Annotated in this window: 25 protein-coding genes; 10 read left to right on the top strand and 15 right to left on the bottom strand. The window is 75.0% G+C overall.

The window, feature by feature from the left end; genetic code table 11:
- Positions 1 to 70: 70 nt before the first annotated feature.
- Both EDD39_RS08535 and EDD39_RS08530 read right to left on the bottom strand, forming a co-directional pair.
- Complete coding sequence (locus EDD39_RS08535) at positions 71 to 1,471, bottom strand: MFS transporter (protein WP_123554495.1); 1,401 nt, start codon at positions 1,469 to 1,471, stop codon at positions 71 to 73.
- 77 nt (positions 1,472 to 1,548) lie between these two features.
- On the bottom strand, positions 1,549 to 2,433 hold the full coding sequence (locus tag EDD39_RS08530) for a hypothetical protein (RefSeq protein WP_123554494.1): 885 nt from the start codon (positions 2,431 to 2,433) through the stop codon (positions 1,549 to 1,551).
- 329 nt (positions 2,434 to 2,762) lie between these two features.
- Here EDD39_RS08530 and EDD39_RS08525 point away from each other — a divergent pair, with 329 nt between their 5' ends.
- The 3 genes from EDD39_RS08525 to EDD39_RS08515 all read left to right on the top strand — a co-directional run bounded on the left by EDD39_RS08525 (position 2,763) and on the right by EDD39_RS08515 (position 5,969).
- Complete coding sequence (locus tag EDD39_RS08525) at positions 2,763 to 3,035, top strand: heavy-metal-associated domain-containing protein (protein WP_123554493.1); 273 nt, start codon at positions 2,763 to 2,765, stop codon at positions 3,033 to 3,035.
- Positions 3,036 to 3,088: 53 nt separating this feature from the next.
- Positions 3,089 to 5,344, top strand: coding sequence for a heavy metal translocating P-type ATPase (locus tag EDD39_RS08520; RefSeq protein WP_123554492.1), 2,256 nt, complete (start codon positions 3,089 to 3,091; stop codon positions 5,342 to 5,344).
- A 181-nt stretch (positions 5,345 to 5,525) separates the two neighbouring features.
- Complete coding sequence (locus EDD39_RS08515) at positions 5,526 to 5,969, top strand: iron chaperone (protein WP_123554491.1); 444 nt, start codon at positions 5,526 to 5,528, stop codon at positions 5,967 to 5,969.
- Between the two features lie 79 nt (positions 5,970 to 6,048).
- Here EDD39_RS08515 and EDD39_RS08510 read toward each other — a convergent pair whose 3' ends face one another.
- Positions 6,049 to 6,912, bottom strand: coding sequence for an isocitrate lyase/PEP mutase family protein (locus EDD39_RS08510; protein ID WP_123554490.1), 864 nt, complete (start codon positions 6,910 to 6,912; stop codon positions 6,049 to 6,051).
- A 124-nt stretch (positions 6,913 to 7,036) separates the two neighbouring features.
- On the opposite strand from EDD39_RS08510, the gene EDD39_RS08505 reads away from it, so the two are divergent.
- Entirely contained in the window at positions 7,037 to 8,071 is a 1,035-nt protein-coding gene (locus EDD39_RS08505; RefSeq protein ID WP_244256651.1) for an ArsR/SmtB family transcription factor, read from the top strand.
- A 29-nt stretch (positions 8,072 to 8,100) separates the two neighbouring features.
- On the opposite strand, the gene EDD39_RS08500 is transcribed toward EDD39_RS08505, so the two are convergent.
- Positions 8,101 to 9,009, bottom strand: a complete 909-nt coding sequence (locus tag EDD39_RS08500; RefSeq protein ID WP_123554488.1) for a hypothetical protein — start codon at positions 9,007 to 9,009, stop codon at positions 8,101 to 8,103.
- A 166-nt stretch (positions 9,010 to 9,175) separates the two neighbouring features.
- Here EDD39_RS08500 and EDD39_RS08495 point away from each other — a divergent pair, with 166 nt between their 5' ends.
- Both EDD39_RS08495 and EDD39_RS08490 read left to right on the top strand, forming a co-directional pair.
- On the top strand, positions 9,176 to 9,379 hold the full coding sequence (locus EDD39_RS08495) for a DUF4287 domain-containing protein (protein ID WP_123554487.1): 204 nt from the start codon (positions 9,176 to 9,178) through the stop codon (positions 9,377 to 9,379).
- Positions 9,380 to 9,478: 99 nt separating this feature from the next.
- Positions 9,479 to 10,276, top strand: coding sequence for an alpha/beta fold hydrolase (locus EDD39_RS08490; RefSeq protein WP_123554485.1), 798 nt, complete (start codon positions 9,479 to 9,481; stop codon positions 10,274 to 10,276).
- Positions 10,277 to 10,301: 25 nt separating this feature from the next.
- Here the strand turns inward: EDD39_RS08490 and EDD39_RS08485 are convergent, their stop codons facing one another.
- Positions 10,302 to 10,757 carry a MarR family winged helix-turn-helix transcriptional regulator gene (locus EDD39_RS08485; protein ID WP_123554483.1) on the bottom strand — a complete coding sequence of 152 codons (456 nt, stop codon included), beginning with the start codon at positions 10,755 to 10,757 and terminating at the stop codon, positions 10,302 to 10,304.
- Positions 10,758 to 10,883: 126 nt separating this feature from the next.
- Positions 10,884 to 11,306: an SRPBCC family protein gene (locus tag EDD39_RS08480; protein WP_123554481.1), complete on the bottom strand. Its 423-nt coding sequence runs from the start codon at positions 11,304 to 11,306 to the stop codon at positions 10,884 to 10,886.
- A 197-nt stretch (positions 11,307 to 11,503) separates the two neighbouring features.
- Between EDD39_RS08480 and serS the strand changes: the two genes are divergently transcribed.
- Positions 11,504 to 12,799: a serine--tRNA ligase gene (serS, locus tag EDD39_RS08475; RefSeq protein ID WP_123554479.1), complete on the top strand. Its 1,296-nt coding sequence runs from the start codon at positions 11,504 to 11,506 to the stop codon at positions 12,797 to 12,799.
- 155 nt (positions 12,800 to 12,954) lie between these two features.
- Here the strand turns inward: serS and EDD39_RS41955 are convergent, their stop codons facing one another.
- Together EDD39_RS41955 and EDD39_RS08465 are read right to left on the bottom strand one after the other, a co-directional pair.
- Positions 12,955 to 14,052, bottom strand: a complete 1,098-nt coding sequence (locus EDD39_RS41955) for a sensor histidine kinase (protein ID WP_279638380.1) — start codon at positions 14,050 to 14,052, stop codon at positions 12,955 to 12,957.
- Between the two features lie 32 nt (positions 14,053 to 14,084).
- A complete protein-coding gene (locus tag EDD39_RS08465; RefSeq protein WP_123554477.1) occupies positions 14,085 to 14,753 on the bottom strand; it encodes a response regulator in 669 nt (222 codons plus the stop codon).
- A 68-nt stretch (positions 14,754 to 14,821) separates the two neighbouring features.
- Here EDD39_RS08465 and EDD39_RS08460 point away from each other — a divergent pair, with 68 nt between their 5' ends.
- Together EDD39_RS08460 and EDD39_RS08455 are read left to right on the top strand one after the other, a co-directional pair.
- On the top strand, positions 14,822 to 16,159 hold the full coding sequence (locus EDD39_RS08460) for a diacylglycerol/lipid kinase family protein (protein WP_244256650.1): 1,338 nt from the start codon (positions 14,822 to 14,824) through the stop codon (positions 16,157 to 16,159).
- Positions 16,159 to 16,758: a phosphatase PAP2 family protein gene (locus EDD39_RS08455; RefSeq protein ID WP_123554473.1), complete on the top strand. Its 600-nt coding sequence runs from the start codon at positions 16,159 to 16,161 to the stop codon at positions 16,756 to 16,758. The genes EDD39_RS08460 and EDD39_RS08455 overlap by 1 nt, the downstream gene beginning before the upstream one ends.
- 145 nt (positions 16,759 to 16,903) lie before the next feature.
- Here EDD39_RS08455 and kdpC read toward each other — a convergent pair whose 3' ends face one another.
- The 7 genes from kdpC to EDD39_RS08420 all read right to left on the bottom strand — a co-directional run bounded on the left by kdpC (position 16,904) and on the right by EDD39_RS08420 (position 23,840).
- Positions 16,904 to 17,512, bottom strand: a complete 609-nt coding sequence (gene kdpC / locus EDD39_RS08450) for a potassium-transporting ATPase subunit KdpC (RefSeq protein WP_123554471.1) — start codon at positions 17,510 to 17,512, stop codon at positions 16,904 to 16,906.
- Between the two features lie 19 nt (positions 17,513 to 17,531).
- Entirely contained in the window at positions 17,532 to 19,604 is a 2,073-nt protein-coding gene (gene kdpB, locus EDD39_RS08445) for a potassium-transporting ATPase subunit KdpB (RefSeq protein WP_123554468.1), read from the bottom strand.
- On the bottom strand, positions 19,604 to 21,265 hold the full coding sequence (kdpA, locus tag EDD39_RS08440; RefSeq protein ID WP_123554466.1) for a potassium-transporting ATPase subunit KdpA: 1,662 nt from the start codon (positions 21,263 to 21,265) through the stop codon (positions 19,604 to 19,606). Before kdpA ends, kdpB begins: the two co-directional genes overlap by 1 nt.
- 1 nt (position 21,266) lies before the next feature.
- The gene (gene kdpF, locus EDD39_RS08435; RefSeq protein WP_037876428.1) at positions 21,267 to 21,356 is read right to left on the bottom strand and encodes a K(+)-transporting ATPase subunit F; all 90 of its coding nucleotides are present in this window, start codon (positions 21,354 to 21,356) and stop codon (positions 21,267 to 21,269) included.
- Positions 21,357 to 21,614: 258 nt separating this feature from the next.
- The gene (locus tag EDD39_RS08430; RefSeq protein ID WP_425269744.1) at positions 21,615 to 22,385 is read right to left on the bottom strand and encodes an NAD-dependent protein deacetylase; all 771 of its coding nucleotides are present in this window, start codon (positions 22,383 to 22,385) and stop codon (positions 21,615 to 21,617) included.
- Positions 22,386 to 22,867: 482 nt separating this feature from the next.
- On the bottom strand, positions 22,868 to 23,089 hold the full coding sequence (locus EDD39_RS38920) for a hypothetical protein (RefSeq protein WP_148089411.1): 222 nt from the start codon (positions 23,087 to 23,089) through the stop codon (positions 22,868 to 22,870).
- Positions 23,090 to 23,261: 172 nt separating this feature from the next.
- Positions 23,262 to 23,840, bottom strand: coding sequence for a universal stress protein (locus tag EDD39_RS08420; protein WP_244256649.1), 579 nt, complete (start codon positions 23,838 to 23,840; stop codon positions 23,262 to 23,264).
- 328 nt (positions 23,841 to 24,168) lie between these two features.
- Here EDD39_RS08420 and EDD39_RS08415 point away from each other — a divergent pair, with 328 nt between their 5' ends.
- Positions 24,169 to 25,362, top strand: a complete 1,194-nt coding sequence (locus EDD39_RS08415; RefSeq protein ID WP_123554460.1) for an amidohydrolase — start codon at positions 24,169 to 24,171, stop codon at positions 25,360 to 25,362.
- The last annotated feature ends 61 nt before the right edge of the window (positions 25,363 to 25,423 follow it).

The raw sequence follows: 25,423 nt of genomic DNA, 5'->3' as shown, positions 1-25,423 counted from the left end.
CGGGGGAACGCCGAAGCGGCCGGGCCGCGGCCGGAGTCGGGCCGCGGGCCGGCCGCGGCCGGGGTGGGGGTCAGGGGGTGCGGGTGCGGAGGGTGAGGAGGGAGGTGAGGGCGCCGAGGAGGGCGAGGAGGGCGGCGCCGAGGAAGGCGGTGGAGAAGCCGTGGGTGAGGGCGGTGGGGTCGGTGAGTCGGCGGGAGCCGTTGGCGGCGGCGACGGCGGTCATGGCGGCCAGGCCGAGGGCGGAGCCGACCTGGTAGGAGGTGTTGACGATGCCGGAGGCGAGGCCGCCCTCGGCGGGGTCGGGGACGGCGAGGGCGGTGCCGAGGGAGGGGATGAAGGCCAGCGACATGCCGATCGCGGCGAGCAGGGAGGCGGGCAGCACGTCGACCGCGAAGCTACCGTCCGGGCGGGCCAGCGAGAGCCAGTACATGCCGGCCGCGAGGGCGGCGAGGCCGGTGGCGATCAGCGGCTTGGGGCCGAAGCGGGCGATCAGCCGGGGCGCCAGGACGATCATCATCAGCATGATCGCGGCGGTCATCGGGAGCAGTGCCGCGCCCGAGGCGAACGCCCCGAGGCCGAGCACCTGCTGCAGGTAGAGGTTGAGGAAGAACCACATCGGGATCCAGGCCGCCGCCATCAGCAGTTGGGCCAGGTTGGCTCCGGCCAGGTTCGGGCTGCGCCAGATGCCGAGCCGCATCAGCGGTTCGCGGCGGCGGGACTGCAGCAGCACGAACGCGGCGATCAGCAGCAGGCCGGCGGCGAGGGCGAGCCAGGTCCGCGCCGAGCCCCAGCCCGCTTCCGGGGCGCGGACGACGGCGAGGACGGTGACAGCGAGGCCGGCGGTGACGGTGACCGCGCCGAGCCAGTCGATCGAACCGCGGCGGGCCGCGGCGGCGGGCATCACGGACGGGGTGGCGGCGAGCACGGCCAGCGCCACCGGGATGTTGATCCAGAACACCCACTCCCAGCTGGCGTACTGGGTGATCAGGCCGCCGAGGAACACGCCCGCGGTGCCGCCGGCCGGGGCGGCCGCCCCGTACAGGGCGAACGCCTTGGGCAGTTCGGCGGGGCGGGGGCCGAAGAGCGTCATCAGCAGGGTGAGCGCCGCCGGGGCGATCAGGGCCGAGCCCGCGCCCTGCACGGCGCGGCCGACCAGTTCGACCCAGGCGGTGCCGGCCAGGCCGGCCAGCAGGGAGCCGGCGGCGAAGACCGTCCAGCCGGCCGCGAAGACGCGCTTGGCGCCGAGCAGGTCGGAGAGCCGTCCGCCGAGCAGCAGCAGGCCGCCGAAGGCGATCACGTAGGCGTTGAACACCCAGGACAGGCCCTCCGGCGAGAAGTCGAGCGCGGAGCGCATCTCGGGCAGGGCCACGCCGATGATCGAGGTGTCCATGATGACCATGAACTGGGCGAGGGCGATCAGGGTGAGCGCCGTCCAACGGCGCGGTGCGGGTGGTGCGCTGGGGTCGGACATGGTCGGGGACTCCTCCGAGATATACCGGGTGGGGGTATGCAGGGGGCGGACGGGTGCACGGGGCGGGGACAGCGGGGTCAGTGCCGGTGGGTTTCGGCGGTGAGGGTGAAGGCCGCGGTGTGGACGGTGCCCCGGTGCTGGAAGTCCAGGAAGAGGCGGTAGTCGCCCGGGCTCGGCGCGGTCGCGGTGAAGTCGATCTCCGGGCCGGGGGCAGTGGCGCCGTCGCCGGGTTCGCCGTCCGGGTGGACGTGCAGGTAGCCGAGGTCACCGGCGCGCAGGACCACCAGGTGTCCGTAGGCGGCGAGGTGCGGGTCGAGGTCGGTGACCGGGCGGCCGTCCTCGGTCACGGTGAAGGCGAGGCGGCCGGGCCGTCCCGGGGCGAGGTCGCCGGTGAGGGTGAGGGTGTAGCCGTCGACGGTGACGGTGCGGCCGGTCTGCGGGAGGGCGGCCGGGCGGTGGTCGCCGGCGGCGTGCAGGTCGGCGCCGAGGGTGAGCGGGTCGGTCTCGGCGGCTGGGGTGAAGTCGGCGAAGACCCGGTAGTCGCCGGCCGCGGCGATGTTCGCCGGGGCGGTCCAGGTGCCGTCGGCGGCGCGGACCGGGTGCAGGTGCTGGAAGTCCGTCAGGTCGCGGTTGGCGACGATCAGGTGCAGTTCCTTCTCGTGCGCGGGCCGGTAGGCGGTGAGCGGGTGCCCGTCGGGGGCCAGTACCCGGAAGCTCAGTTCGGTCGGGCCCCCGGCCGGGACGACGGTGCGGTCCAGGCTGAGGGTGTAGCCGCGTTCGGCGGCCTGCAGGCCGCCGACCTGGTGGTCGGCGTGGGCGGTGGTGCCCGCGTCGTCGGCCGGGTGGGCGGCGGGGTGCGGCTGGGAGGGGGCGGGGCCGACGGCGCGGCCGACGCCGTACGCGGCGGTGAAGGTGGCGGCGAGGCCGGCGGCGAAGGCGGTGGCCTTGAGAGCGGTGTTCACGGCGGGCTCCTGGGTGGTGGTGCGAGAGGGGGCCGGGATCGCTCCCTGGGCTCCGGGGCGTTCCGACGGCAGCGAGTAGATACCCCTGGGGGGTATGTGTCAACCAGGGCCGGGAGGGCGGGCAGGGGCGGCGGCGGTCGAGCGGGCGGCATTTCCCCAGGCCAGGAGGGAGTCGCAGGCGGGACGGGAGGGGTGCAAATTTCCGGGACGGCGAAGGGGCGGGCGACTTTTCCCGGACCGACGCTTGCGATACATACCCCCCGGGGGTACAACTGGAGACATGAAGGCGATACCCCCACCGGGTATCGCAGACCACATCGGAGGTTCCCATGTCCTGCTGCTCCAGCGAAGGCACCTGCTCCACCACCGCGACCGTGGCCGCGCCGGCCGCCGTCACCACCGTGTTCACCGTCGCCGGGATGACCTGCGGCCACTGCGAACAGGCCGTCGCGAAGGCGGTCGGCGCGCTGGAGGGCGTGCAGGCCGTGCGGGTCGACGTCGAGGGCGGGCTGGTGAGCGTCGACTCGACCGCCGGGTTGGCCGACGAGGCGGTGCGCGCCGCGATCGACGAGGCCGGTTACGAACTGACCGGCCGGGCCTGAGAGACCGACCGCAGGAACCCGGCCGCGGCCGGGAGAGACCACGAGGAGCCCTGATGACCACCCAGGCAGCACCCGCCTCCACCGAGGTGGAACTCCGCATCGGCGGCATGACGTGCGCGTCCTGCGCCGCGCGGATCGAGAAGAAGCTCAACCGCATGGACGGCGTCCGGGCCAGCGTCAACTACGCCACCGAGAAGGCCCGGGTGGTCGTCGAGGGTCCCGTGGAGGTCGCCGACCTGATCGCCACCGTCGAGGCCACCGGCTACACCGCCGCGCTGCCGGAGCCCCCGGCGGAGCAGCGGGAGGCGGCCGGAGGGGACGGGCGGGCCGACGAGCTGGCGCCGCTGCGGCAGCGGCTGGTCGCGGCCGTCGCGCTGGCGGTGCCGGTGATCGCCATGGCGATGGTGCCGGCCCTGCAGTTCGACAACTGGCAGTGGCTGTCGCTGACCCTGGCCGCGCCGGTGGTGACGTACGCCGCCTGGCCGTTCCACAAGGCCGCCTGGACCAACGCGAAGCACGGCGCGGCGACCATGGACACCCTGGTCTCGCTGGGCACCGGCGCCGCGTTCCTGTGGTCGCTGTGGGCGCTGTTCTTCGGGGACGCGGGCATGCCGGGGATGCGGCACGGCTTCGAGTTCACCATCGCCCGTTCGGACGGCTCCTCGAACATCTACCTGGAGGCGGCGGCCGGCGTCACCGCGTTCATCCTGGCCGGACGGTACTTCGAGGCCCGCTCGAAGCGGACCGCGGGCGCCGCGCTGAAGGCGCTGCTGGAACTGGATGCCAAGGACGTCGCCGTGCTGCGGGACGGGCGCGAGGTCCGCGTCCCGGTCGGTCAACTGGCGGTCGGGGACCGGTTCGTGGTGCGGCCCGGCGAGAAGGTCGCCACCGACGGCACGGTGGTCGAGGGCAGCTCCGCGGTGGACGCCTCGATGCTCACCGGCGAGTCGGTGCCGGTGGAGGTCGGGCCCGGCGACAGTGTGACCGGCGCGACCGTCAACGCGGGCGGCCGCCTGGTCGTCGAGGCGACCCGGGTCGGCGCGGACACCCGACTGGCCCGGATGGCCAAGCTGGTGGAGGACGCGCAGAACGGCAAGGCCGCCGCCCAGCGCCTGGCCGACCGGATCTCCGGCGTGTTCGTGCCGATCGTGATCACCCTGGCGCTGGCCACCCTGGGCTACTGGCTGGGCACCGGCGAGGGCTGGAGCGCGGCGTTCACCGCGGCCGTCGCGGTGCTGATCATCGCCTGCCCGTGCGCCCTCGGCCTGGCCACCCCCACCGCCCTGTTGGTCGGCACCGGGCGCGGCGCCCAGCTCGGCATCCTGATCAAGGGCCCCGAAGTCCTGGAGAACACCCGCAAGGCCGACACCGTCGTGCTCGACAAGACCGGCACCGTCACCACCGGCCGGATGGCACTGCTGGGCGTGCACACCGCCGAGGGCACCACCGAGGACGAGGCACTGCGCCTGGCCGGCGCCCTGGAACACGCCTCCGAGCACCCGATCGCCCAGGCCGTGGCCACCGCCGCACAGGACCGGTTCGGCGACCTGCCCGCCGTCACGGACTTCGAGAACCTCCCCGGACTGGGCGTGCAGGGCGTGGTCGACGGGCACGCGGTGGTCGCCGGGCGCGAGGCGCTGCTGGCCGACTGGTCGCAGCACCTGCCAGCCGGGCTGCTCGCGGCGAAGGCCACGGCCGAGCGGGCCGGGCGGACCGCGATCGCGGTGGGCTGGGACGGGACGGCCCGGGCCGTGCTGGAGGTCGCCGACGCGGTCAAGCCGACCAGCGCCGAGGCGATCGCCGAACTGCGCGCCCTGGGCCTGCGCCCCGTCCTGCTGACCGGCGACAACCGGCTGGTGGCGGAATCGGTGGCCGCCGAAGTCGGCATCCCGGCCGAGGACGTGATCGCCGAAGTGCTGCCCGAGGACAAGGTCGCCACCGTCCAACGGCTGCAGGCCGAGGGCCGCACCGTGGCGATGGTCGGCGACGGCGTCAACGACGCGGCCGCCCTCGCCCAGGCCGACCTCGGCCTGGCCATCGGCACCGGCACCGACGCCGCGATCGAAGCCGCCGACCTGACCCTGGTCCGCGGCGACCTGCGCTCCGCCGCCGACGCGATCCGACTCTCCCGACGCACCCTGGCCACCATCAAGGGCAACCTGTTCTGGGCCTTCGCCTACAACATCGCCGCGATCCCGCTCGCCGCCGCCGGCCTGCTCAACCCGATGATCGCGGGCGCCGCGATGGCCTTCTCCTCGCTGTTCGTGGTCGGCAACAGCCTGCGGTTGCGGACCTTCAAGGCCCGCTGAGGCCGTCGACGCCGCAGTGGAGTCCGGCCCGGGGCCGGGCTCCACTGCTTTTGGCTTTGGCTTTGGCTTTGGCCTTGGCTTTTGGCGCGACCGGTCGAGCCGGTCAGTTTCCGAGAAGCCGGGAGGGCCGCCCGGTTCCTAGGATCGGTGACGACGGAGAACGGAAACGGGAGGACCGGCCATGGCGGAGAAGCACGAGGGTTTCACGGCGGACGAGCGCGCGGCGATGAAGGAGCGCGCCAAGGAGCTGAAGGCGGAGTCCAAGCGGGCCTCGGCCGCGGCAAAGGCGGCCGAGGCCGAGCAGGACCTGCTGGCGAAGATCGAGGAGATGCCGGAGGAGGACCGGGTGCTCGCCCGGCGCTTCCACGAGATCGTCGCCGAGGCGGCGCCGCAGCTGGCCCCGAAGACCTGGTACGGCATGCCCGCGTACAACAACGCGGACGGCAAGCCGGTGTGCTTCTTCCAGAGCGCCGCCAAGTTCAAGTCCCGGTACGCGATGATCGGTTTCAGCGACAGCGCCAAGCTGGACGACGGCGCGCTGTGGCCGACCTACTTCGCCGTCGCCGAGCTGGGCGACGCGGAGGCGGCCCGGGTCGCCGAGCTGGTGAAGCGCGCGGTGTCCTGACGCCCGATCAGCGGCTTGGTCAGCGGCCGGGTCGGCGGCTCGGTCGGCGGTCTGGCCGGAACCCGGACCAGAGGTCTGGTCAGCGGCCGGGCCGGCGGCCGGCGAGCAGGCCGTTCAGGGTGCCGTAGTCGAGCGCGCCGCCCAGCGCGCCGTACGTGCCGGTACCGAGCAGTTCGGTGGCGGCCCGATGCGCGGCGGTGTACGCGGCCTGGGCGAGTGCGGTGCCCAGGCTGATCCGGCGGACCCCGGCGGCGGCGAGTTCCGCGACGGTCGGGCCGCCCGGGACGGCCATCGCGTTGACCGGCAGCGGGGACGCGGCGGTCAGTTCCTTCAGCGCGGCGAGGTCGAGCAGGCCGGGGACGAACAGCGAGTCGGCCCCGGCCGCCGCGTACGCCTCGGCGCGGCGCACCACCTCGGCCGGGCGGCCGTCCGCCGGGCCGACCCCGAACAGGTGAACGTCGGTACGGGCGTTGACCAGCAGCCCGGGCAGGCCCGCCTCGGCGGCGGCCGCCCGGGCGGCGCGCAGCCGGGCGGACTGCTCGGCGACGGTGAACAGCGGACCGCCCGGGGCGGCCGAGTCCTCCAGGTTGACGCCGACCGCGCCCGCCGCGACCACCGCGCGGACGGTCTCGGCCACGTCCTCGGGCGCCGGGCCGTAGCCGCCCTCGACGTCGGCGGTCACCGGGACGTCCACGGCGGCCGCGATCCGGCGCACCGCCTCGGCCATCGCCGCCCGGTCCAGGCCCTGGCCGTCGCCGCGGCCCGCCGACCAGGAGACGCCGCCGCTGGTGGTGGCGATCGCGGCGGCGCCGGCCGCGGCGATCACCGCCGCGCTGCCCGCGTCCCAGGCGTTCGGGAGCAGCAGCGGCGCGTCGGCGGCGACGAGGGCGCGGAGGGTGGCGGCGTGCTCGGCGGAACGGGCGGGGAGGGTGCGGTTCGACATGCGGGGCTCGCTTCCGGTGCGGGGTGGGCACGGTGGTCGGAACCGATCCTGCCCGGCCGGGCGGGGCTGCGCCGACCGATTAAGCTGCGGCCTAATCGACGGCGGCGGATGCGGGGGTGGCTGGGTGCGGACCGGGCTGCCGCTGACGGCGGACGACCTCGCGCTGACCAGGTTCGCGGTCTCGCCGATGTGGGAGGTGGTCGCCGCCTGCCGCGCGCTGGCCGCCGACCCGGTGCCCGTGCCGCACCGCCGCTGGGCCGCGCAGGTCCGGCCCCGGCTGGCCGCCGCCGGGCTGGACCGCGGCTGGCTGGCCGAACTGGTCCCGCCGCACGGGCACCTGCCGGACTTCCTCAACCCCGTCCCGGACCGGCCGGTCACCGACCTGGCCGCCGAACTGGCCGCGATCCGGGCCACCGGCCCCGCCCTGCTCCGGCACGACCTGGACTGCCTGCACGCCGACCGCGGCGGCCGTGACGGTCGGAGCGGTCGTGACGGTCGGAGCAGCGGTGACGGTCGGAGCGGACCCCGGTTGCGGGCGCTGGAACGCGAACCCGAGCAGGCGCTGCGGCGGATCACCGCCGAGATCGAGGCGTTCTGGCAGCTCGCCCTCGCCCCGTACTGGTCGCGGATCGGAGCGGTGCTGGAGGCGGACGTCCTGCGGCGCGCCCGGCGGGCCGCCGAACGGGGCAGCGCGGCCGTGCTCGGCGAACTGCACGGGACGGTGCGCTGGGCGGACGGCACCCTGCACCTGTCGGAGCGACACTGCGCCGTCACCCGGATCCCGACCGGCGCCGGACTGCTGCTGGTGCCCTCGGTGTTCGCCTGGCCCCGGCTGCTGACCCGCACCGTCGCCCCCGACCCGCCGCAGCTCTGCTACCCCGCGCTGGGCGCCGCGACCGTCTGGGAGCACCGGCCGGCCCCGCGCGCCGAGGCGCTCGCGCCCGTGCTCGGCCGCACCCGCACCCGGCTGCTGGCCGAACTGGACGTCCCCGCCTCCACCACCGAACTCGCCGCCCGCTGCGGCGTCACCGCCCCGGCGGCCTCCCAGCACCTCACCGCGCTGCGCACCGCGGGGCTGGTCTCCTCGCACCGGGCGGGGCGCTTCGTGCTGTACGCCCGGACCGCCGTCGCGGACGGGTGGCTGGCGGCGCTGCCGTAGCGCGCAGCGCCGGTGGACGGCGGGCGGGCTCAGCCCGCGTAGGCTCGGAGGGTGCGAAGGGCGGCCAGGGTGACGCCCGGGCGGGCCTCGTGCTCGGTGGCGGCGGACCAGCGGGCCCAGGTGATCGGCCAGCCGCCGTCCGGGAGTTGGGCGGCGGCCAGGTGGTCGAGGCCGCGCTCGGTCTCGGCGTCGGTGAACCAGGCCCGGGCCAGGCTGTCCGGGGTGGGCGCGAAGTCGTGCGGGAAGTGGAACTCGCCGGGCGCGTAGCCGGGCGCCAACCGGACCTGCCCGGGGCGGACCGGGTCGAGCAGCACCAGCTGCTGCTCACGCACCAACTCCCCCAGCCGGTCGGCCTGTTGCCCGGCCCAGGCGCGGTCCGGGGCGGCGTCCAGGAATCCGACGGCGGTGATCACCTCGTACGGGTGGGTCGTCCCGATCGCCTCGATCGCGCGGCGGCAGAACTCCGCCGCGCCGGTCAGCCAGGGGTGCTGCAGTCCAGCCCTGAGCAGCGGGGCGGCGATCTGGCCGGTGGAGAGCAGTTCGGCGGGCGGGTCGTCGGCGAGCGGCAGGAAGGGCGGGTGCGGGTAGCGGCGCAGGCTGGGCAGGACGGCCGGGACGCCGCCGTCCCCGGTGGTCAACGTGGCGGCCCAGTCGCAGAGTTCGGCGCCACGCGGGCCGTTCAGGGCGTCCGCCTCGGCCAGGATCCGGGCGGCCGCGCCGGCCGCCAGCGGCTGGGCGGCGGGCCCGCGGACGTCCGGCTCCAGGCCGTACGCCCAGCCGCCGCCGGGGGCGCGGTAGGCGTCCAGGGCGGCCAGGACGCCCACCGGGTCGGGGACTTCGCCGAACAGGTGGGCGAAGCGCCGCTGTTCGAGGACCCGGCCCGCCGTCCACAGGTAACCGGCCGCCCGGTCGATCGTGCTGTCGTCGATGCGTGCCATGGTCCGAACCGTACGGGCCGGAAAAAACTTTGGCGAGGACCGATGAGTTCCGCCGGGGCGCCGCGTCTTCTCCTGTGACGGCAGCGCGCTGCGCGCAGCGCGTGGAACACGGTGCGCGGAACACGGTGCGCGGTGCGCGGAACACGGACATGGACGGAGCGAGCAGATGGGCGTCAAGGGACCGGCCAGCTACTTCCCCTCGATCGAGCAGAAGTACGGGCGCCCGATCGCCGAGTGGCAGCAGCTGATCACCGATTCGCCGCTGACCAAGCACATGGAGCTGGTGGCCTGGCTGAAGTCCGAGCACGGGCTGGGCCACGGGCACGCCAACGCGCTGGTCGCGCACACCCTGGCCGACGCCGGCAGTTGAGCGGGGCGGGGCCGGGAGCGGCCGGTCGGAAAACCAGGGCAATCAGAGCAAGCGATCAGAGCAACCAGAGCAACTAGAGCTATTTGAGAGGGAGTTGGCATGACCGAGTACGTGACCTCCGCCGACGGCACCCGGATCGCCCACCAGGTGGCGGGCGACAGCGGCCCGGCCGTGGTGATCGTGGACGGCGCGCTGTGCCACCGCGCGTTCGGGCCGTCGGGCGGTCTCGCGGCCGAACTCGCCGGGGCGCACCGGGTGTTCAGCTACGACCGGCGCGGGCGCGGGGAGAGCGGTGCGGGCGGGCCGTACGCCGTGGAGCGGGAGGTGGAGGACCTGGCGGCGGTCGTCGCGGCGGCGGGCGGCCGGGCGACGCTGCTGGGTCTGTCCTCCGGGGCGGCGCTCGCGCTGCGGGCGGCCGGGGCGGGCATCGGGGTGGAGCGGGTGGTGGCGTACGAGCCGCCGTTCAGCACCTCCGAGGAGCAGCGCGCCCGGTTCGCGGAGTACCGGGCGGGCGTCGAGAAGGACGTCCTGGCGGGCGAGCCGGGCGACGCGGTGGCCCGGTTCATGCTCTTCGTCGGCTCCCCCGGGCCGATGGTCGAACAGCTGCGGCAGTCGCCGGTGTGGCCGGCCTTCGTGGCGGTGGCGCCGACCCTGGTCAACGACGCGGAGGTGCTGGACGGGGCGGCGGGCGCGCCGGTGCCGACCGCGCTGCTGGCCGGGCTGCCGGTGCCGGTGCTGGTCGCCGACGGCGAGCTCAGCCCCGCGATGCTGCGTGACGCCGCCACCGCGACGGCCGCCGCCGCGGGCGCCGAGCACCGCACCCTGGCGGGGCAGACCCACGAGGTGGCGCCGGAGGTGCTGGGGCCGGTGGTGGCGGAGTTCGTCGCCCGGGGCTGAGACCGCGCGGGGCCGGGGCCGGGTGTTACGGGGCTTCGGCCAGGCGGCGGAGCAGGTGGCTGAGGGCGTCCGGGGTGAGGGACGGGGAGCCGTGGGCGGCCGGGGTGAAGAAAGTGCGGTCGACCGCCTCGACGGCCGGGATCGCGGCGCGGGCGAGGGCGGTGCCGCGGGGAGTGATGCGCAGGCGGCGGGCCCGGGTGTCGTCGGGGTCGGTGGTGCGGTCGAGCAGGCCCTTGGCCTCCAGTTTCCGCACCACCTGGGAGGTGGTGCGGACGTCGGTGCCGGCCTGGGCGGAGAGTTCCTGCTGGTTGGGGGTGGCGCCCTGCTCGTTGAGCCACCAGGCGCAGGAGAGCAGCACGAACTGGGGGTGCGTCAGGTCGTACGGGGCGAGGGCGGCGGCGACCTCGCGCTGCCAGCGCAGGGTGGCGTGCCAGAGCCAGAAGCCGGGGCTGTTCGCCGGGCCCTCGACCAGTCCGTCCATCGTCCCGTCCTCCTTCGTGCGTCACCGGCGTTTCCGGTCGGCCGGACCATCCAACACGGTCGGGCGGTCGACCCGGTCGGGCAGTCGCCCCGGTCGAACGGTCGGGCGGTCGTTCCGGCCAGGCGGTCAGGCGGTCCGTTCGGCGCGGGCCAGCAGGGCGGCCATCGCGTCCGGGAAGTCCTCGGTGATCATCGGGCCGAGTTCGGGGCCGAGCCGGTCGGCCTCGGGGCCGGTGATCTCCAGGCGGTGGACCACCCGGGTGCCGCCGGCGGGGAGGGCGGTGAGGGTGTGCGAGAAGTCCAGTACGGCGCCGCCGAACTCGGTGCGGTCGGCGTAGGCGCGGTCCGCCTCGATCCGGGTGATGACGGAGACGATCGGCTCCTGCCCGGTCGGGGTCATCGAGACCCGGCCGCCGACCTCGAAGGGGCCCTCCAGGGCGACGGCCTCCATCGAGGTGTCCCAGTCGGTCCAGTGGTCGAGGTCGCTGAGCACGGCCCAGACGGCACTCGGCGCGGCGGCGGTCTCGGCGGTGTACTCGTGCTGCCACATGGCGGTTCCCCCTGCGGTCGGTGTTCCATCCGATTTCCTCTACGCAGAGATTATCCCTGCGGGGACTATCCCCGCAAGGGAGGGCGCACCCCGCGTGCGGCGGGCCCGAAAGGCGCTGCAGCGGCTTCCCCGCCCCTGCTACGGTCGGGGCGAATCCACCCGCTGCAACCGCCGTACTCAGAGGAGAACCGACTCCGATGCATGATGCCCGCGTCCTGATCGACCTGGGGGACGAAGCCGTCCGGCTTCTGGCACGTCGTGGCTACCGGCTCGACCTGTCCGCGCTGGAGGCGCTGCAGTCCCGCCGCAACAGCGGCATCCAGGCCGGCGACGAGCTGCGGGCCCGCTCGAAGCAGGTCGCCCAGGAGGTGCAGCGCACCGCGAAGCAGGGCGGGGACGTCACCGAGCTGAAGGAGACCGCCCGCGCCCTCAAGGAGCAGGTGCAGCAGAACGAGGCGGAGCTGGAGCAGGTCCAGCAGGAGCTGACCGACCTGCTGCTGACCATCCCCAACCTGCCCGACGACGAGGCTCCCGACGGCTTCTCCGACGAGGACGCCCGCGAGTTGCGCCGGGTCGGCGAGCCGCAGCACTTCGACTTCACGCCCAAGGACCACGTCGACCTCGGCGAGACCATGGGCATCATGGACTTCGGCCGGGCCACCAAGCTGTCGGGCTCGCGCTTCAGCGTGCTGCGCGGCGCCGGCGCCGCCCTGGAGCGGGCGATCGTCGCCCTGCTGCTGGACGTGCACACCCGCCGGCACGGGTATGTCGAGCACGCGGTGCCGTACCTGGTCAACCGGCGCACCATGACCGGCACCGGGCAGCTGCCGAAGTTCGAGGAGGACCTGTTCCGGACCGGCGTCGCGGACCGGGACCTGTTCCTGATCCCGACCGCCGAGGTGCCGCTGACCAACCTGTACGCGGACGAGATCGTCCCGCCCGCCGAACTGCCGCTGGCGCTCACCGCGCACACCCCGTGCTTCCGCTCGGAGGCCGGCTCGTACGGGCGCGACACCCGCGGGCTGATCCGGCTGCACCAGTTCTCGAAGGTCGAGATGGTCCGGATCTGCGCCGCCGAGCAGGCCCGGGAGCAGATGCTGCTGATGGTCTCGCACGCCGAGACCTGCCTGCAGGAGCTCGAACTCGCCTACCGCGTCGTCATGTTGGCGGCCGGCGACACCGGATTCTCGTCGCGCCTGACGTACGACCTGGAGGTGTGGCTGCCCAGCCAGGACACCTACCGGGAGATCTCCTCGGTCTCGGACTTCGGCACCTTCCAGGGCCGCCGGGCCGGCATCCGCACCCGGGACGAGAAGGGCAAGCCGACCCCGGCCGCCACCGTCAACGGCTCGGGCCTGCCGCTGGGCCGGACCATCGCGGCGGTGCTGGAGCAGCACCAGCAGGCCGACGGCTCGGTCCTGCTGCCGAAGGCGCTGCGCCCGTACCTGGGCTTCGCCCGGATCGCGGCCGACGGCACGCCCGTCGAGGAGTAGGAACGCAGAAGCCGGCAGTGGCGGTGGCGCACGGTGAACTGCCGTGCGCCACCGGCGCGTTCGGGGCTGTCTGCGTGTTCGGGACCACCGGCGTGTTCAGGGCCACCAGCAACGTTCGGGGCCGTCGGCGCGTTCGGGACCGTCGGCCGCGGGGGTCAGTCCCCGGTCGGGATCCGGGCCTCGACCCGCCAGCCGGGGCCGGCCGGGTCGAGCGGGCCGGCCGCCAGTTCGCCGCCGAGCGCGGCGAGCCGGGTGCGCAGCGCGTCGAGCCCGCTGCCGCCGCCCGGGCGGGGGTGCGGGTGGGCGGGGCCGCCGTCGGTGACGGTGGCGGTGAGGCCGCTGCCGGGGGCGTGGGCGAGCGTGACGGTGACCCGGTCCGCGGCGGGGGCGTGGCGGCGGACGTTGGTGAGCGCCTCCAGCACCGCCCGGTAGGCGGCGTCCTCGACGGCGGGCGGCAGGGCGGGCAGTCCGGCCAAGCCGTGCAGGGCGGGCGGGGTCGGGAAGTGGCCGAGCAGCGCCGGGAGTTCGGCCAGGGCGTGGCGGCGGGGCGCGGCGCCGTCGGGGGCCCGCAGGGCGTCCAGGGTGTGGTCCATGGAGACCAGCGCGCGCTGCCCGGCGGCCTCCAGCCGGGCCAGCAGCCGGGCGTTCTCCGCCTCGTCGTGGCCGCCGAGCCGCGCGGCCTGCACCTCCAGCAGGATGCCGGTCAGCTCGTGGGCGACGTAGTCGTGCAGGTCCCCGGCGACGGCCAGGCGCTGTGCGCGGCGGGCGTCGTCGACCGCGCGGGTCCGCCGTTCGTCCTGTCGGCGCAGGTACAGGCCGGTGCCGACGGCCGCGGCGACCGGCACGGCGGCGATGAGCAGTCCGGCGACCGAGGCGTCCAGCGGGTGCGGCTGCCGGAGCGCGAAGCGCAGCGGCAGGGCCGGCCCGGCCAGCGCGCCGAGCGCCCCGCCCCACCAGGCCCGGCGGCCGGGCAGCCACCGGACGGCGCGCACCGTGAGCACCAGCAGCAGCGCGTACTCGACCGGCATCCAGAGCAGCGCCGGCCCGTTCTCGCCGACGTGGCCGAGGTCGGCGGCCAGCGAGAGCCCGGCGGCCCAGCACACCGCCGCCGGGCCGCCCAGCGCGGTGAGGGCGAGCACCGCGGCGGCGGTGAGCGCCGGGAGCCAGACCGGCCACGGGCCGAACGGCGCGGGGACGAGCAGCAGCAACGCGGCGGCGGCCGTCGCCGCCACCCGGCGGGTACTCACCGCCACCCGGTGAGTGCTCGCCGCCGTCCGGCGGGTGCTCACGCCGGGCCGCCCGGCAGGTCGGTGAGGTAGCCGAGCTCGAACGCCCGCATGGCGACGCCGACCCGGTTGCGGACGCCCAACTTGCGCTGGATGTGCGCGACGTGGGTCTTGACGGTGCCCGCCGAGATGAACAGCGCGGCCGCGATGTCGGCGTTGGTGCGGCCCTCGGCGACCTCCCGGGCGATCTCCGTCTCGCGCGGGGTCAGCGGCTCCGCCGGCGGGTCCGCGCCGGGGCGGCGTCCGGTGACGTGGCGCAGCAGCCGGACCGTGACGGACGGGCTGATCAGGCTGTCCCCGGCCACCGCGGCGCGCACCGCCTCGATCAGCAGCGCCGGTCCCGAGCGCTTGAGCAGGAAGCCGGACGCGCCGCCGCGCAGCGCCGGGTACACGTACTCGTCCAGGTCGAAGGTGGTCACCACGACCACCCGGACCTGCGGGTCGGCGCCCGGCCCGCACAGCTGCCGGACCACCTCCAGGCCGTCCATCCGGGGCATCCGGACGTCCACCAGGGCGACGTCCGGGCGCAGCGCGCGGGCCGCCTCGACGGCGGCGACCCCGTCGCCGGCCTCGCCGACCACGGTGAGGTCCGGCTGGGTCTCCAGGATGCGCCGCAGCCCCCGCCGCACCATCTCCTGGTCGTCGGCGATCAGCACCCGGATGGTCACCCGGCGGATTCTGCCACAGGGATGCGGCGCGCCGGGCGGGGTAGCTGACAGGGCGTTACGGTCGACGGATGGGAGAGGCGGCGAGGGCGGTGTGGCCGGCGAGGGCGGTGTGGTCGGCGCGGGCGGCGATCGGGTGCGGGCTGGCGGCGGTGCTGCTGCTGGCCGCCGGGGCCGGGCTGCGCGGGGCGCTGGTGGTGGCGGTCGGGGTGGCCGCGCTGGCGCTGATGGCGGTCGGCGGGTGGTGGGCGCTGTCGCGGCGCGGGCCGGTGCGCTGGCTGGGGGTGCTGCTGGCGGTGGCGGCCCCGGTGGGCGCGGTGGTGCTGTACGTGGGCGGCGGAACGTGGCCGTGGGTGCTGGGCGCGGTGGCGCTGTGGGCGGCGGGCCTGTGGCTGGCCCGGGTGGCGCTGCGCGCGGCCGGGCGGTCCCGGGAGATGCCGGAGCGGGAGGTCGATCCGCCGCGCAAGGCCGTCCTGATCATGAATCCGAAGTCCGGCGGCGGGAAGGTGGAGAAGTTCCACCTGGCGGAGCGGGCCCGGGAGTTGGGCGCGGAGGTGGTGCTGCTGGACCCGGACGCGCAGCAGGACGTCACCGAGCTGGCCGAGCGGGCCGTCGCGGACGGCGCCGACCTGCTGGGCGTGGCGGGCGGCGACGGCACCCAGGCGCTGGTGGCGCAGGTCGCGGCCCGGCACGGGCTGCCGTTCCTGGTGGTCTCGGCGGGCACCCGCAACCACTTCGCGCTCGACCTGGGCCTGGACCGCGACGACCCGGCCCGCTGCCTGGACGCGCTCGCCGACGGCGTCGAACTGCGGGTCGACCTCGGCGAGGTCGCGGGCCGGGCCTTCGTCAACAACGTCTCGTTCGGCACCTACGCGGAGGTGGTGCAGAACCCCGAGTACCGGGACGCGAAGGCCGCCACCGTCCTGGCCATGCTGCCGGACCTGCTGGTCGGCTACGCGGGCGCGCAGCTCGCCGCCGAGGCCGGCGGGCAGCGGCTGGAACGCCCGCAGGCCGTCCTGGTCAGCAACAACCCGTACGACGCGGGCGACCTGCTCGACCCGGGGCGGCGTTCGCGGATGGACCGCGGCGCGCTCGGCGTCCTCGGGGTCCGGGTGGACGGCGCGGCGCAGGCCGCCGACCTGGCGCTGCGTGGTACGAGTGCGGAGGCGGTGACGGTCCTGGTCGGCCGCGAGGTGCTGGTCACGGCGGATGTGGCGAGCATCCCGGTCGCGGTGGACGGCGAGGCCCTGGAACTGGACGTGCCGGTGCGCTGCACGATCCGGCCCGGTGCGCTGCGGGTGCGGGTCCCGCGCGACCGGCCGGGCACGGTGGCCCCGGTACCGGCCCTGAAGTGGAGCCGGCTGGCGCACCTGGCGTCGGGCCGGACCGATCCGAACGGCGGTGCGTAGTGCAGGCGTTGACGCGGTGGGTGCTGGCGGGACAGCGCGTGGTGGCGGACTTCTCGGCGGTGGACGAGGCGGTGTACGTCGCGGTGGCGGCGACCCCGACGCCGACCCTGGACAAGCGGCTGCGGCAGCTGTCCACGGCCGCGAACAACTCGAAGGTCTCGATCGCGGTGGCCTGCGGGCTGGCCCTGCTGCCGGGGCGGCCGCGCCGGGCCGCGCTGGTCGGCCTCGGGTCGGTGGCGGTGGCCTCGGCGGCGGCGAACCTGCTCGGCAAGACGCTGGCCCGCCGCCCGCGGCCGGACCGGGTCGGCGGGAAGGTCCCCGAGGCCCGGCACGTGCCGATGCCCGCGTCGGCGTCCTTCCCGTCCGGGCACACCGCGTCGGCGTTCGCCTTCGCCACCGGGGTCTCCTCCCAGCTGCCGTGGGCGGCGGCGCCGCTCGGGCTGCTGGCCGCGACGGTCGGCTACTCGCGGGTCCACACCGGCGTCCACTACCCGGGCGACGTCGTCGCGGGCGCGCTGCTGGGCACGGTCGCGGGCAGCGTGGTCGCGGGCCTGGACGCGTGGGTGCCCGGCCTGGGCGCGGGGCGCGGCCGGCCCTGACGGCGGGCCCGCCGGGCGCCCGCGAGACGCGACCGGGGCCCGGGGGGTCTTCTCGACTGTACGGCGCGGGAGTTGGCCTGGTGCGCGGCCGGCCGTCCCGGGCGGGGAGCGTCCGGGACGGCCTGCGCAGGGAACTGACGGTCCGTCACTTGATTGCGGCGACAGCCTGGTTGAGTTCGAGGACGTTGACGCCGGGCTGGCCGAGGAAGCCGAGCGAGCGGCCGTCGGTGTGCTCCTCGACCAGCCGGTCGAGCTGGGCCGCGGGGAGGCCGCGCTCCCGGGCGACGCGGTCGACCTGCTGCTTGGCGTAGGCGACGGAGATGTGCGGGTCGAGGCCGGAGCCGGAGGCGGTCAGCGCGTCCGGCGGGACGGTGGCCGGGTCGACGCCGTCGAAGGCGGCGACGGCGGCCCGGCGCTCCTGCACGGCCTTCAGCAGGCCGGCGCTGTTCGGGCCGAGGTTGGAGGCGCCGGAGGCGGCCGGGTCGTAGCCGCCCGCGGAGGGGCGGGGCTGGAACCACTTCGGGTCGGGCCGGGCCGGGGCGCTCGGGTCGGACTGCGGCAGGTCGAAGCGCTGGCCGAGCAGGCTGGAGCCGACCGGTTTGCCGTCGACCTCGACGATCGAGCCGTTCGCCCGTTGCCGGAAGGCGAGTTGGCTGACGCCGGTGACCAGCAGCGGGTAGGCGATGCCGAGGATCACGGTCATCACCAGCAGCATCCGCAGCGCGGTGAGGTGGGTGCGCAGGAAGGTGGGCATGTCTCGTTCTCCTCTCTTGTCAGTTGAGGCCGGGGACGAACTGGACGACCAGGTCGATCGCCTTGATGCCGACGAACGGCACGACCAGGCCGCCGATCCCGTAGATCCCGATGTTCCGGGACAGCAGCGAACTCGCTTCGGTGGGCCGGTACTTGACGCCGCGCAGGGCGAGCGGGATCAGGCCGACGATGACCAGGGCGTTGAAGACGACCGCCGAGGTGATCGCGGAGGTCGGGCTGTGCAGGCCCATGACGTTGAGGTGCCGCAGGCCCGGGTGGACGCCCGCGAACATCGCCGGGATGATCGCGAAGTACTTGGCGACGTCGTTGGCGATCGAGAAGGTCGTCAACGCGCCCCGGGTGATCAGCAGTTGCTTGCCGATCTCGACGATCTCGATCAACTTGGTGGGGTTGGAGTCGAGGTCCACCATGTTGCCGGCCTCCTTGGCCGCCATGGTGCCGGTGTTCATCGCCACGCCGACGTCGGCCTGGGCCAGCGCCGGGGCGTCGTTGGTGCCGTCGCCGGTCATCGCGACCAGCTTGCCGCCCTCCTGCTCCTGCTTGATCAGCGCCATCTTGTCCTCGGGCGTGGCCTCGGCGAGGAAGTCGTCGACGCCCGCCTCCTCGGCGATCGCCCGGGCGGTCAGCGGGTTGTCGCCGGTGATCATCACGGTCCTGATGCCCAGCCGCCGCAGCTCCTCGAAGCGCTCCCGCATGCCCTCCTTCACCACGTCCTTGAGGTGGATCACGCCGAGCACCCGCGACACGCCGCCGCCCTCGCGCTCGGCCACCACCAGCGGGGTGCCGCCCGCCGCGGAGATTCCCTCGACCAGCGCGGCCACGTCCGCGCCGACGCTGCCGCCGCTGACGGTCACCCAGTCGGCGACCGAACCGGCCGCGCCCTTGCGGACCTGCCGGCCGTCCACGTCCACGCCCGACATCCGGGTCTGCGCGGTGAACGGCACCCAGGCGGCGTGCGCCAACTCGCCCTGGGCGCGGGCCCGCAGGCCGTACCCGGTCTTGGCGAGGACGACGATCGAGCGGCCCTCCGGGGTCTCGTCCGCCAGCGAGGACAACTGCGCGGCGTCCGCCAACTCCTCGACCGTGACCCCGGACGCGGGCAGGAACTCGGCGGCCTGCCGGTTGCCGAGCGTGATGGTGCCGGTCTTGTCCAGCAGCAGCGTGTTGACGTCGCCCGCGGCCTCCACCGCCCGGCCCGACATGGCGAGCACGTTGCGCTGCACCAACCGGTCCATGCCGGCGATGCCGATCGCCGAGAGCAGCGCGCCGATCGTGGTCGGGATCAGCGCCACGATCAGCGCGACCAGCACGATCGTCGGCTGCGGGGCGCCCGCGTAGGTCGCCATCGGCTGCAGCGTCACCACGGCGACCAGGAAGACGATCGTCAGCGAGGCCAGCAGGATGTTCAGGGCGATCTCGTTCGGCGTCCGCTGCCGGGCCGCGCCCTCCACCAGGGCGATCATCCGGTCGATGAAGGTCTTGCCCGGCTCGGAAGTGATCTTGACGACGATCCGGTCGGACAGCACCTTGGTGCCACCGGTCACCGCGCTGCGGTCGCCGCCGGACTCCCGGATCACCGGCGCGGACTCACCGGTGATCGCCGACTCGTCCACCGACGCGACACCCTCGACCACGTCGCCGTCGCCCGGGATCACCTGCCCCGCCTCGACCACCACGTGGTCGCCCAACCGCAGCGCGGTGCCCGGGACCTCCTCCTCGGACCGGGAGCCGGGCCAGCCGGTCAGGCGGCGCGCGACCGACTCGGTCCTGGCCCTGCGCAGCGTGTCGGCCTGCGCCTTGCCGCGGCCCTCGGCGACCGCCTCCGCCAGGTTGGCGAAGACCGTGGTCAGCCACAGCCAGAGCGTGATCGCCCAGCCGAACACCGACGGGTGGGCGACCGCGGCGACGGTGGTGACCACCGAGCCGACCTCGACCACGAACATCACCGGGTTCTTCACCATCACCCGGGGGTCGAGCTTGCGCACCGCGTCGGGCAGCGAGGCGAGCAGCAGTTTCGGATCGAGCAGGCCGCCCGCGGCCCGCTGCGGAACTTCAGGGACGGTGGTGGACATCAGTGGAGACCTTCTGCGATCGGCCCGAGGGCCAGGGCCGGGAAGTAGGTGAGGCCGACGACGATCAGCACGACGCCCGACAGCAGGCCGACGAACAGCGGCCGGTGCGTGGGCAGCGTGCCCGCACTCGCCGGGACGGGCCGCTGCCGGGCCAGCGAACCGGCCAGCGCGAGGACGAACACCATCGGCAGGAACCGGCCGCACACCATCGCCAGGCCCAGCGCCGTGTCGTACCAGGTGGTGTTCACCGTGATGCCCGCGAACGCCGAACCGTTGTTGTTCGCCGCCGAGGTGAACGCGTACAGCACCTCGGAGAAGCCGTGCGCGCCGTCGTTCAGCATCCCGGCCCGCTCGCCGGGCAGCGCGATCGCGGTACCCGCGCCGATCAGCACGACGGCGGGGGTGGTGAGGATGTACAGCGAGGCGAACTTCATCTCCCGGCCGCCGAGCTTCTTGCCCAGGTACTCGGGGGTGCGGCCGACCATCAGGCCCGCCACGAAGACGGCGACGATCGCGAGGATCAGCATGCCGTACAGGCCGGAACCGGTGCCGCCGGGCGCGATCTCGCCGAGCATCATGTCGAAGACGGTCAGCCCGCCGCCCAGCGGCGTGAACGAGTCGTGGAAGGAGTTCACCGCGCCGGTCGAGGTCAGTGTCGTCGACGCCGCGAACAGGCTGGACGCCGCGATGCCGAAGCGCTGCTCCTTGCCCTCCATCGCCGCGCCGGCCGCCTGCAGCGCACTGCCGGAGTGCTGGTGCTCGAAGAAGGTGACCAGCGCCGCCGAGGCCACCCAGAACAGGCCCATCACCGCGACGATCGCGTAGCCCTGGCGGTGGTCGCCGACCATCTTGCCGAAGGTGCGCGGCAGGGCAAAGGCGATCACCAGCAGCAGGAACACCTCCAGCAGGTTGGTGAAACCGGTCGGGTTCTCGAACGGGTGCGCCGAGTTGGCGTTGTAGAAGCCGCCGCCGTTGGTGCCCAGCAGCTTGATGACCTCCTGCGAGGCCACCGGCCCGCCCGGGACCTGCTGCGAGCCGCCCGACAACGTGGTCACCTGCTCGAAGCCGTGGAAGTTCTGCACCACGCCACTGGCCGCCAGCACGAGGGCGAAGACGATCGAGACCGGCAGCAGCAGCCGCAGCACGATCCGGGTCAGGTCGACCCAGAAGTTGCCGACCCGGTCGGTGCGGTTGCGGGTGAACCCGCGGATCAGCGCCGCCACCACCGCGATGCCGACCGCCGCCGAGACGAAGTTCTGCACCGCCAACCCGGCCATCTGCACCAGGTGGCCCATCGCCGACTCACCGCCGTACGACTGCCAGTTGGTGTTGGTGGTGAACGAGATCGCGGTGTTCCACGCCTGGTGCGCCTCCATCCCGGGCACGCCCAGGCTCAGCAGCAGGTGCGTCTGCAGCCGGATCAGCCCGTACAGGAACAGCACCGACAGCGCGGAGAACGCCAGCACCGACCGCAGGTACACCGGCCAGCGCTGGTCGGCGTCCGCGTCGACGCCGACCAGCTTGTAGAGACCGCGCTCGGCTCTCAGGTGCTTGGCGGAGGTGAGCAGGTGGGCGATGTGGTCGCCCAGCGGGCGGTAGCACAGGGCCAGCGCGCCGACCAGGGCGACGGCCTGCAGCCACCCGGCGAGAGTCGGACCCATGTCAGAACTTCTCCGGATGGACCAGCGCGAGGACGAGGTACCCGACCAGCGCGGCGGCGACGAGGAGACCCGCTATGTGCTCGGCGCTCACAGCTTCTCCACCCCCCGCGCGATCAGGGCGATGACGGCGAACACGGCGACCGTGACACCGACGTAGATCAGGTCTGACATGGCATCCACCAAGGTGGCTCGGAACGGAACCGGTGCTTTTCCCGGCACCCCCGAGCCAAGCAGCGGAACCGGCCGTCCCCGCGCTCCCTGACGCCCCCCATACGGCTGCCCGCGCGACCTTGACGCCCCCTTGACGGACCCCTCCCGCGACCTGCGCGACCTGCGGCGACCTGCGCGGCTACCGCGCGAAGGGCGCGGCCAGCGCGGTCAGGGCCTCGCCGAGCGGACGGTCCACCCGGACCGCGGCCAGGTCGTCGCCGCGGGTGGTGCCGCGGGTGACGATGGCGACCGGCTTGCCGGCCTTCGCGGCGTGCCGCACGAAGCGCAGGCCGGACAGCACCGCCAGCGAGGACCCGAGCACCAGCAGGGCCCGGCCCTCGTCCACCAGCCGGTAGCAGTGCTCGACCCGCTCCTTGGGGACGCTCTCGCCGAAGAACACCACGTCCGGCTTGAGCACGCCGCCGCAGGAGGCGCACGGCGCGACGGCGAACGAGGCCACCAGGTCGTCCGGCAGCTCGACGTCGCCGTCCGGGTTGATCCGCGAACCGGCGTCCCGGAAGGCCGGGTTGAGGACGGCGAGGCGCTCGTCCAGCTCGGCGCGGGGGCTGCGGGCACCGCAGTCCAGGCAGACCACCCGGTCCAGGCCGCCGTGCAGCTCGACCGCGTCGGCGGTGCCCGCGGCCCGGTGCAGGCCGTCCACGTTCTGGGTGATCACCGCCGCCACCCGGCCCGCCTCCCGCAGCCGGGCCACCGCGAGGTGCCCCGCGTTCGGCCGCGCCCCGGCGATCACCGCCCGCCCCGCGTGGCTGCGCGCCCAGTACCGCCGCCGGGCCGGCTCCCCCGCCACGAACTCCTGGTACGTCATCGGCGCCCGGTTCCGGCGGACCCCGTCCGGCCCCCGGTAGTCCGGGATCCCGGACTCGGTCGACAACCCGGCCCCGCTCAGCACCACCACCCCGCCCCGGCCAGCAGCCGGGCCACCGCGGGAAGTCCGTCCTCGTGCGCGCTCATGCCGTCCATTGTGCGTCGGCCCCGCGCGGAACCGGCGGGCCCGGGCAGGAACCCGGCGGGAACCCGGGCGGAAACCCGGCGGCCCAGGCAGTACCCCCACGCACCGCCCGGGCCGCCCCGGGTGCGGCCGTTCCGGCCCCCACAGCCCGAACTTCCGCTGGCTCCTTTGTACTTCGATTCACCACCCGGACAGAAGACGCGTACTGACCTTTCTTGGGAGCGCTTCCACGAAACCACCGCACGCCGGACGCCACCCGAGCCCCTCCCGGGCACCGCCCGCGCCCCCACCCACCCCGCGACGCCCGCCTCACGACGCCCGGACCGGCCGCGGCCCGGACGGCGCCCCCACGCACCGCCCGGGCCGCTCCCGTTCGCGGCGGCCGGGCCCCACAGCCCCGACCGCCGCCGCTCACCGCGCCGTCACCCCGTCGTCCGGCCCGTCGTCCGGCCCGCCGTCCCGCCCGTCGTCCGCCACCGGGCCGACACCCCGCCCACCAGGGCGGCGAGCAGGGCCGCGCCCGTGAGCAGCGCGAGGTGCCCGGCCTCGACGGCCGGCCGGGACCAGCCGAGCTCGGCATGCCGGTGCTCCGCGAAACCGTTGTGGAACAGCCAGACCGCCGGGCCGATCAGCGGCGCCGCCACCGGCCTCGACCACCCGCCGAGGGCCGCGCACCCCGCGGTGAACACCGCCAGCGCGAACCAGCCGGGCCGCAGCTCCCCCAGCAGCCCGAGCCCGGCGGCCAGCCCGGCCCCGTGAGCAGCGCCAGCACCGCCGACAGGTCGGCCGGCAGCCGCCCCGGCACCGTCGCCGCGCTCATCCCCGCCCGCCCGGCCGCCGCCCCGCACCGACCAGCCCGCGCAGCTCCGCGTCCACCCCGCGCCCGCTCAACCCGTCCAGCACCAGGGCGAGTTCGGGCCGCGGCACCACCAGCACCGGGCAGCGGGCCGCGCGCACGCAGCGGGTGGGAACGGGGCGGTGCAGGCCGCGGTGCCACCAGGGGCCGGACGGGCCGAGCACCAGCAGGTCGCCGGGCCGGTCCGCGGCGGCGAGCAGGACGGCGGCGGGCTCGCCGCGCACCGTCCGGGCGGTGACGGGCACGCCGGGGTCGGCCCCGCCGAACGCCTCCGCCAGCGCCTCGGCCAGCCGCTCCTCGGCGGCGGCCCGGACGGCGGACAGCAGCGGCGGGCAGGGCGAGCGCCGGTACCCGAACTCGCCGCCGGGCGGCTCCCAGGCGTGCAGCACCAGCACCTCCGCGCCGCCGCCCGTACTGCCGCCCGTACCGCTGCCCGCACCGCCGACCGCCCGCCGGGCCTCGGCGACGGCGCGGTGCAGGGCGGCCAGGCTGCCGAGCGACCCGCTGACTCCCACCACGACGCGCACCGGCTCCGCCATCACGCCCGCCATCCCCTTCCGGTCCGCTCCGGTCCGCTCCGGTCCGTTCCGGACCGCTCCGGACCGCTCCGGACCGCTCCGGACCGCTCCGGTCCGTCCCTACGTGTCCCGCCCCGTCTCGGCTCGTGCCGCCGGGTGCGCGGGCCCCGGCCTTCCGGTCGCCGGGGCCCGCGTCCCCACCAGCAGACCGGCCCACGCTCCCCCGCCCGGGCAGCCTGAATCGTCAACTCACTTGCAGGACAAGCAAGTTGACTGAACCCTCGGAAGCGGTTTGATTGGTTCCGGAACTTGTCAGGCCGAGCCTCAGCACTGCCCCGGGAGCGACACCATGCACGTCACGCTGTTCCGCCAGGTCCGCCCGTTCGGCGGCCCGGTCACCGACCTGGTCGCCGTGGACGGCATCCTGGCCGCCGGACTCCCGCCGGGCGCAAGCCCGTTCTCCGTACTGGAGGGCGGCGGCCGGATCGCGCTGCCGACGCTGGTGGACGCGCACATCCACCCGGACAAGACCAGCTGGGGCGAGCCCTGGTACAGCCGCCGCCCGGCGCACGGCCTCCCGGAGTACGTGGTCGGCGACGTCGAGCTGTACGAGCACCAGCGGGCCCCGATCGGCGAGCGCGCGCACCGCCTGCTGGCCCACGCGGTGACCCGCGGCACCCGCGCCGTCCGCGCGCACGTGGACGTCGCCCCCGCGTACGGCCTGGCCGGCGCCACCGGCCTGCGCGAGGCCGCCGAGCGGCTGGCCGGGAAGCTGGACGTGCAGTCGGTGGCGTTCCCGCAACACGGCGTGGTGCGCACCCCGGGCGTGGCGGAGCTGCTGACCGAGGCGGCCCGCGCACACCTGGTGGACGCGGTCGGCGGCATCGACCCGGCCGGTTTCGACGGCGGCAGCGCGGACGGCCGCGAGCAGTTCGACCTGCTGTTCGGCCTGGCCGAGCGGTACGGCGTGCTGCTGGACGTGCACCTGCACGACCGCGGCGCGGCCGGCCTCGGCCCGCTGCGTGAGCTCGCCGCCCGGACGGTCGCGGCCGGCCTGCAGGGCCGGGTCACGGCCAGCCACGTGTTCTGCCTGCCCGAGCTGCCCACCGCCGAACTCGCCCGCACCGCCGACCTGTTGGCGGACGCCGGGATCGCCCTGACCACGGTCGCCCCGTCCGCGCACCAGGTGTTGCCGTTCCGCGAGCTGCAGGCCCGCGGCCTGCGGATCGGCCTCGGCTCGGACGGCGTCCGGGACTCCTGGAGCCCGTACGGCAACGCCGACATGTTGCACCGGGCGCACCTGCTCGGCTGGACCACCGACGCTCGCACCGACCAGGAGCTGACCGACTGCCTGGAGCTGGCCGCGCACGGCGGCGCCGAGCTGCTCGGCCTGCCCCGGGCCGACCTGACGCCCGGCTCGCCCGCCGACTTCCTGCTGGTGGACGGCGAGTGCACCCCGCAGGTGGTGGTCGACCTGCCGCCGCGCGAGCTGGTGGTGAAGGCCGGCCGGGTGGTCGCCGAGCACGGCTCGCTCGTCAGCTGACGGACGGTCATCAACGACCTGATGGTCGTCGGTGGATCGACGACCGTCAGCGGACCGACAT

It is taken from the genome of Kitasatospora cineracea, assembly GCF_003751605.1.
Taxonomy (GTDB): domain Bacteria; phylum Actinomycetota; class Actinomycetes; order Streptomycetales; family Streptomycetaceae; genus Kitasatospora; species Kitasatospora cineracea.
Note: the sequence above shows the minus strand (reverse complement) of the source record. Positions and strands in the feature narration are given on the sequence as shown.

What these genes read in the sequence shown, in the direction of transcription:
- EDD39_RS08510 (WP_123554490.1), bottom strand. Translation starts at nt 6,912, where the DNA reads ATGTCGAACCGCACCCTCCCCGCCCGTTCCGCCGAGCACGCCGCCACC.
- EDD39_RS08460 (WP_244256650.1), top strand. Translation starts at nt 14,822, where the DNA reads ATGGGAGAGGCGGCGAGGGCGGTGTGGCCGGCGAGGGCGGTGTGGTCG.
- EDD39_RS08500 (WP_123554488.1), bottom strand. Translation starts at nt 9,009, where the DNA reads ATGGCACGCATCGACGACAGCACGATCGACCGGGCGGCCGGTTACCTG.
- serS (WP_123554479.1), top strand. Translation starts at nt 11,504, where the DNA reads ATGCATGATGCCCGCGTCCTGATCGACCTGGGGGACGAAGCCGTCCGG.
- EDD39_RS08415 (WP_123554460.1), top strand. Translation starts at nt 24,169, where the DNA reads ATGCACGTCACGCTGTTCCGCCAGGTCCGCCCGTTCGGCGGCCCGGTC.
- kdpC (WP_123554471.1), bottom strand. Translation starts at nt 17,512, where the DNA reads ATGCCCACCTTCCTGCGCACCCACCTCACCGCGCTGCGGATGCTGCTG.
- EDD39_RS08525 (WP_123554493.1), top strand. Translation starts at nt 2,763, where the DNA reads ATGTCCTGCTGCTCCAGCGAAGGCACCTGCTCCACCACCGCGACCGTG.
- EDD39_RS08495 (WP_123554487.1), top strand. Translation starts at nt 9,176, where the DNA reads ATGGGCGTCAAGGGACCGGCCAGCTACTTCCCCTCGATCGAGCAGAAG.
- kdpA (WP_123554466.1), bottom strand. Translation starts at nt 21,265, where the DNA reads ATGGGTCCGACTCTCGCCGGGTGGCTGCAGGCCGTCGCCCTGGTCGGC.
- EDD39_RS08480 (WP_123554481.1), bottom strand. Translation starts at nt 11,306, where the DNA reads ATGTGGCAGCACGAGTACACCGCCGAGACCGCCGCCGCGCCGAGTGCC.
- EDD39_RS08515 (WP_123554491.1), top strand. Translation starts at nt 5,526, where the DNA reads ATGGCGGAGAAGCACGAGGGTTTCACGGCGGACGAGCGCGCGGCGATG.
- kdpB (WP_123554468.1), bottom strand. Translation starts at nt 19,604, where the DNA reads ATGTCCACCACCGTCCCTGAAGTTCCGCAGCGGGCCGCGGGCGGCCTG.
- EDD39_RS08535 (WP_123554495.1), bottom strand. Translation starts at nt 1,471, where the DNA reads ATGTCCGACCCCAGCGCACCACCCGCACCGCGCCGTTGGACGGCGCTC.
- EDD39_RS08485 (WP_123554483.1), bottom strand. Translation starts at nt 10,757, where the DNA reads ATGGACGGACTGGTCGAGGGCCCGGCGAACAGCCCCGGCTTCTGGCTC.
- EDD39_RS08420 (WP_244256649.1), bottom strand. Translation starts at nt 23,840, where the DNA reads ATGGCGGAGCCGGTGCGCGTCGTGGTGGGAGTCAGCGGGTCGCTCGGC.
- EDD39_RS08490 (WP_123554485.1), top strand. Translation starts at nt 9,479, where the DNA reads ATGACCGAGTACGTGACCTCCGCCGACGGCACCCGGATCGCCCACCAG.
- EDD39_RS08520 (WP_123554492.1), top strand. Translation starts at nt 3,089, where the DNA reads ATGACCACCCAGGCAGCACCCGCCTCCACCGAGGTGGAACTCCGCATC.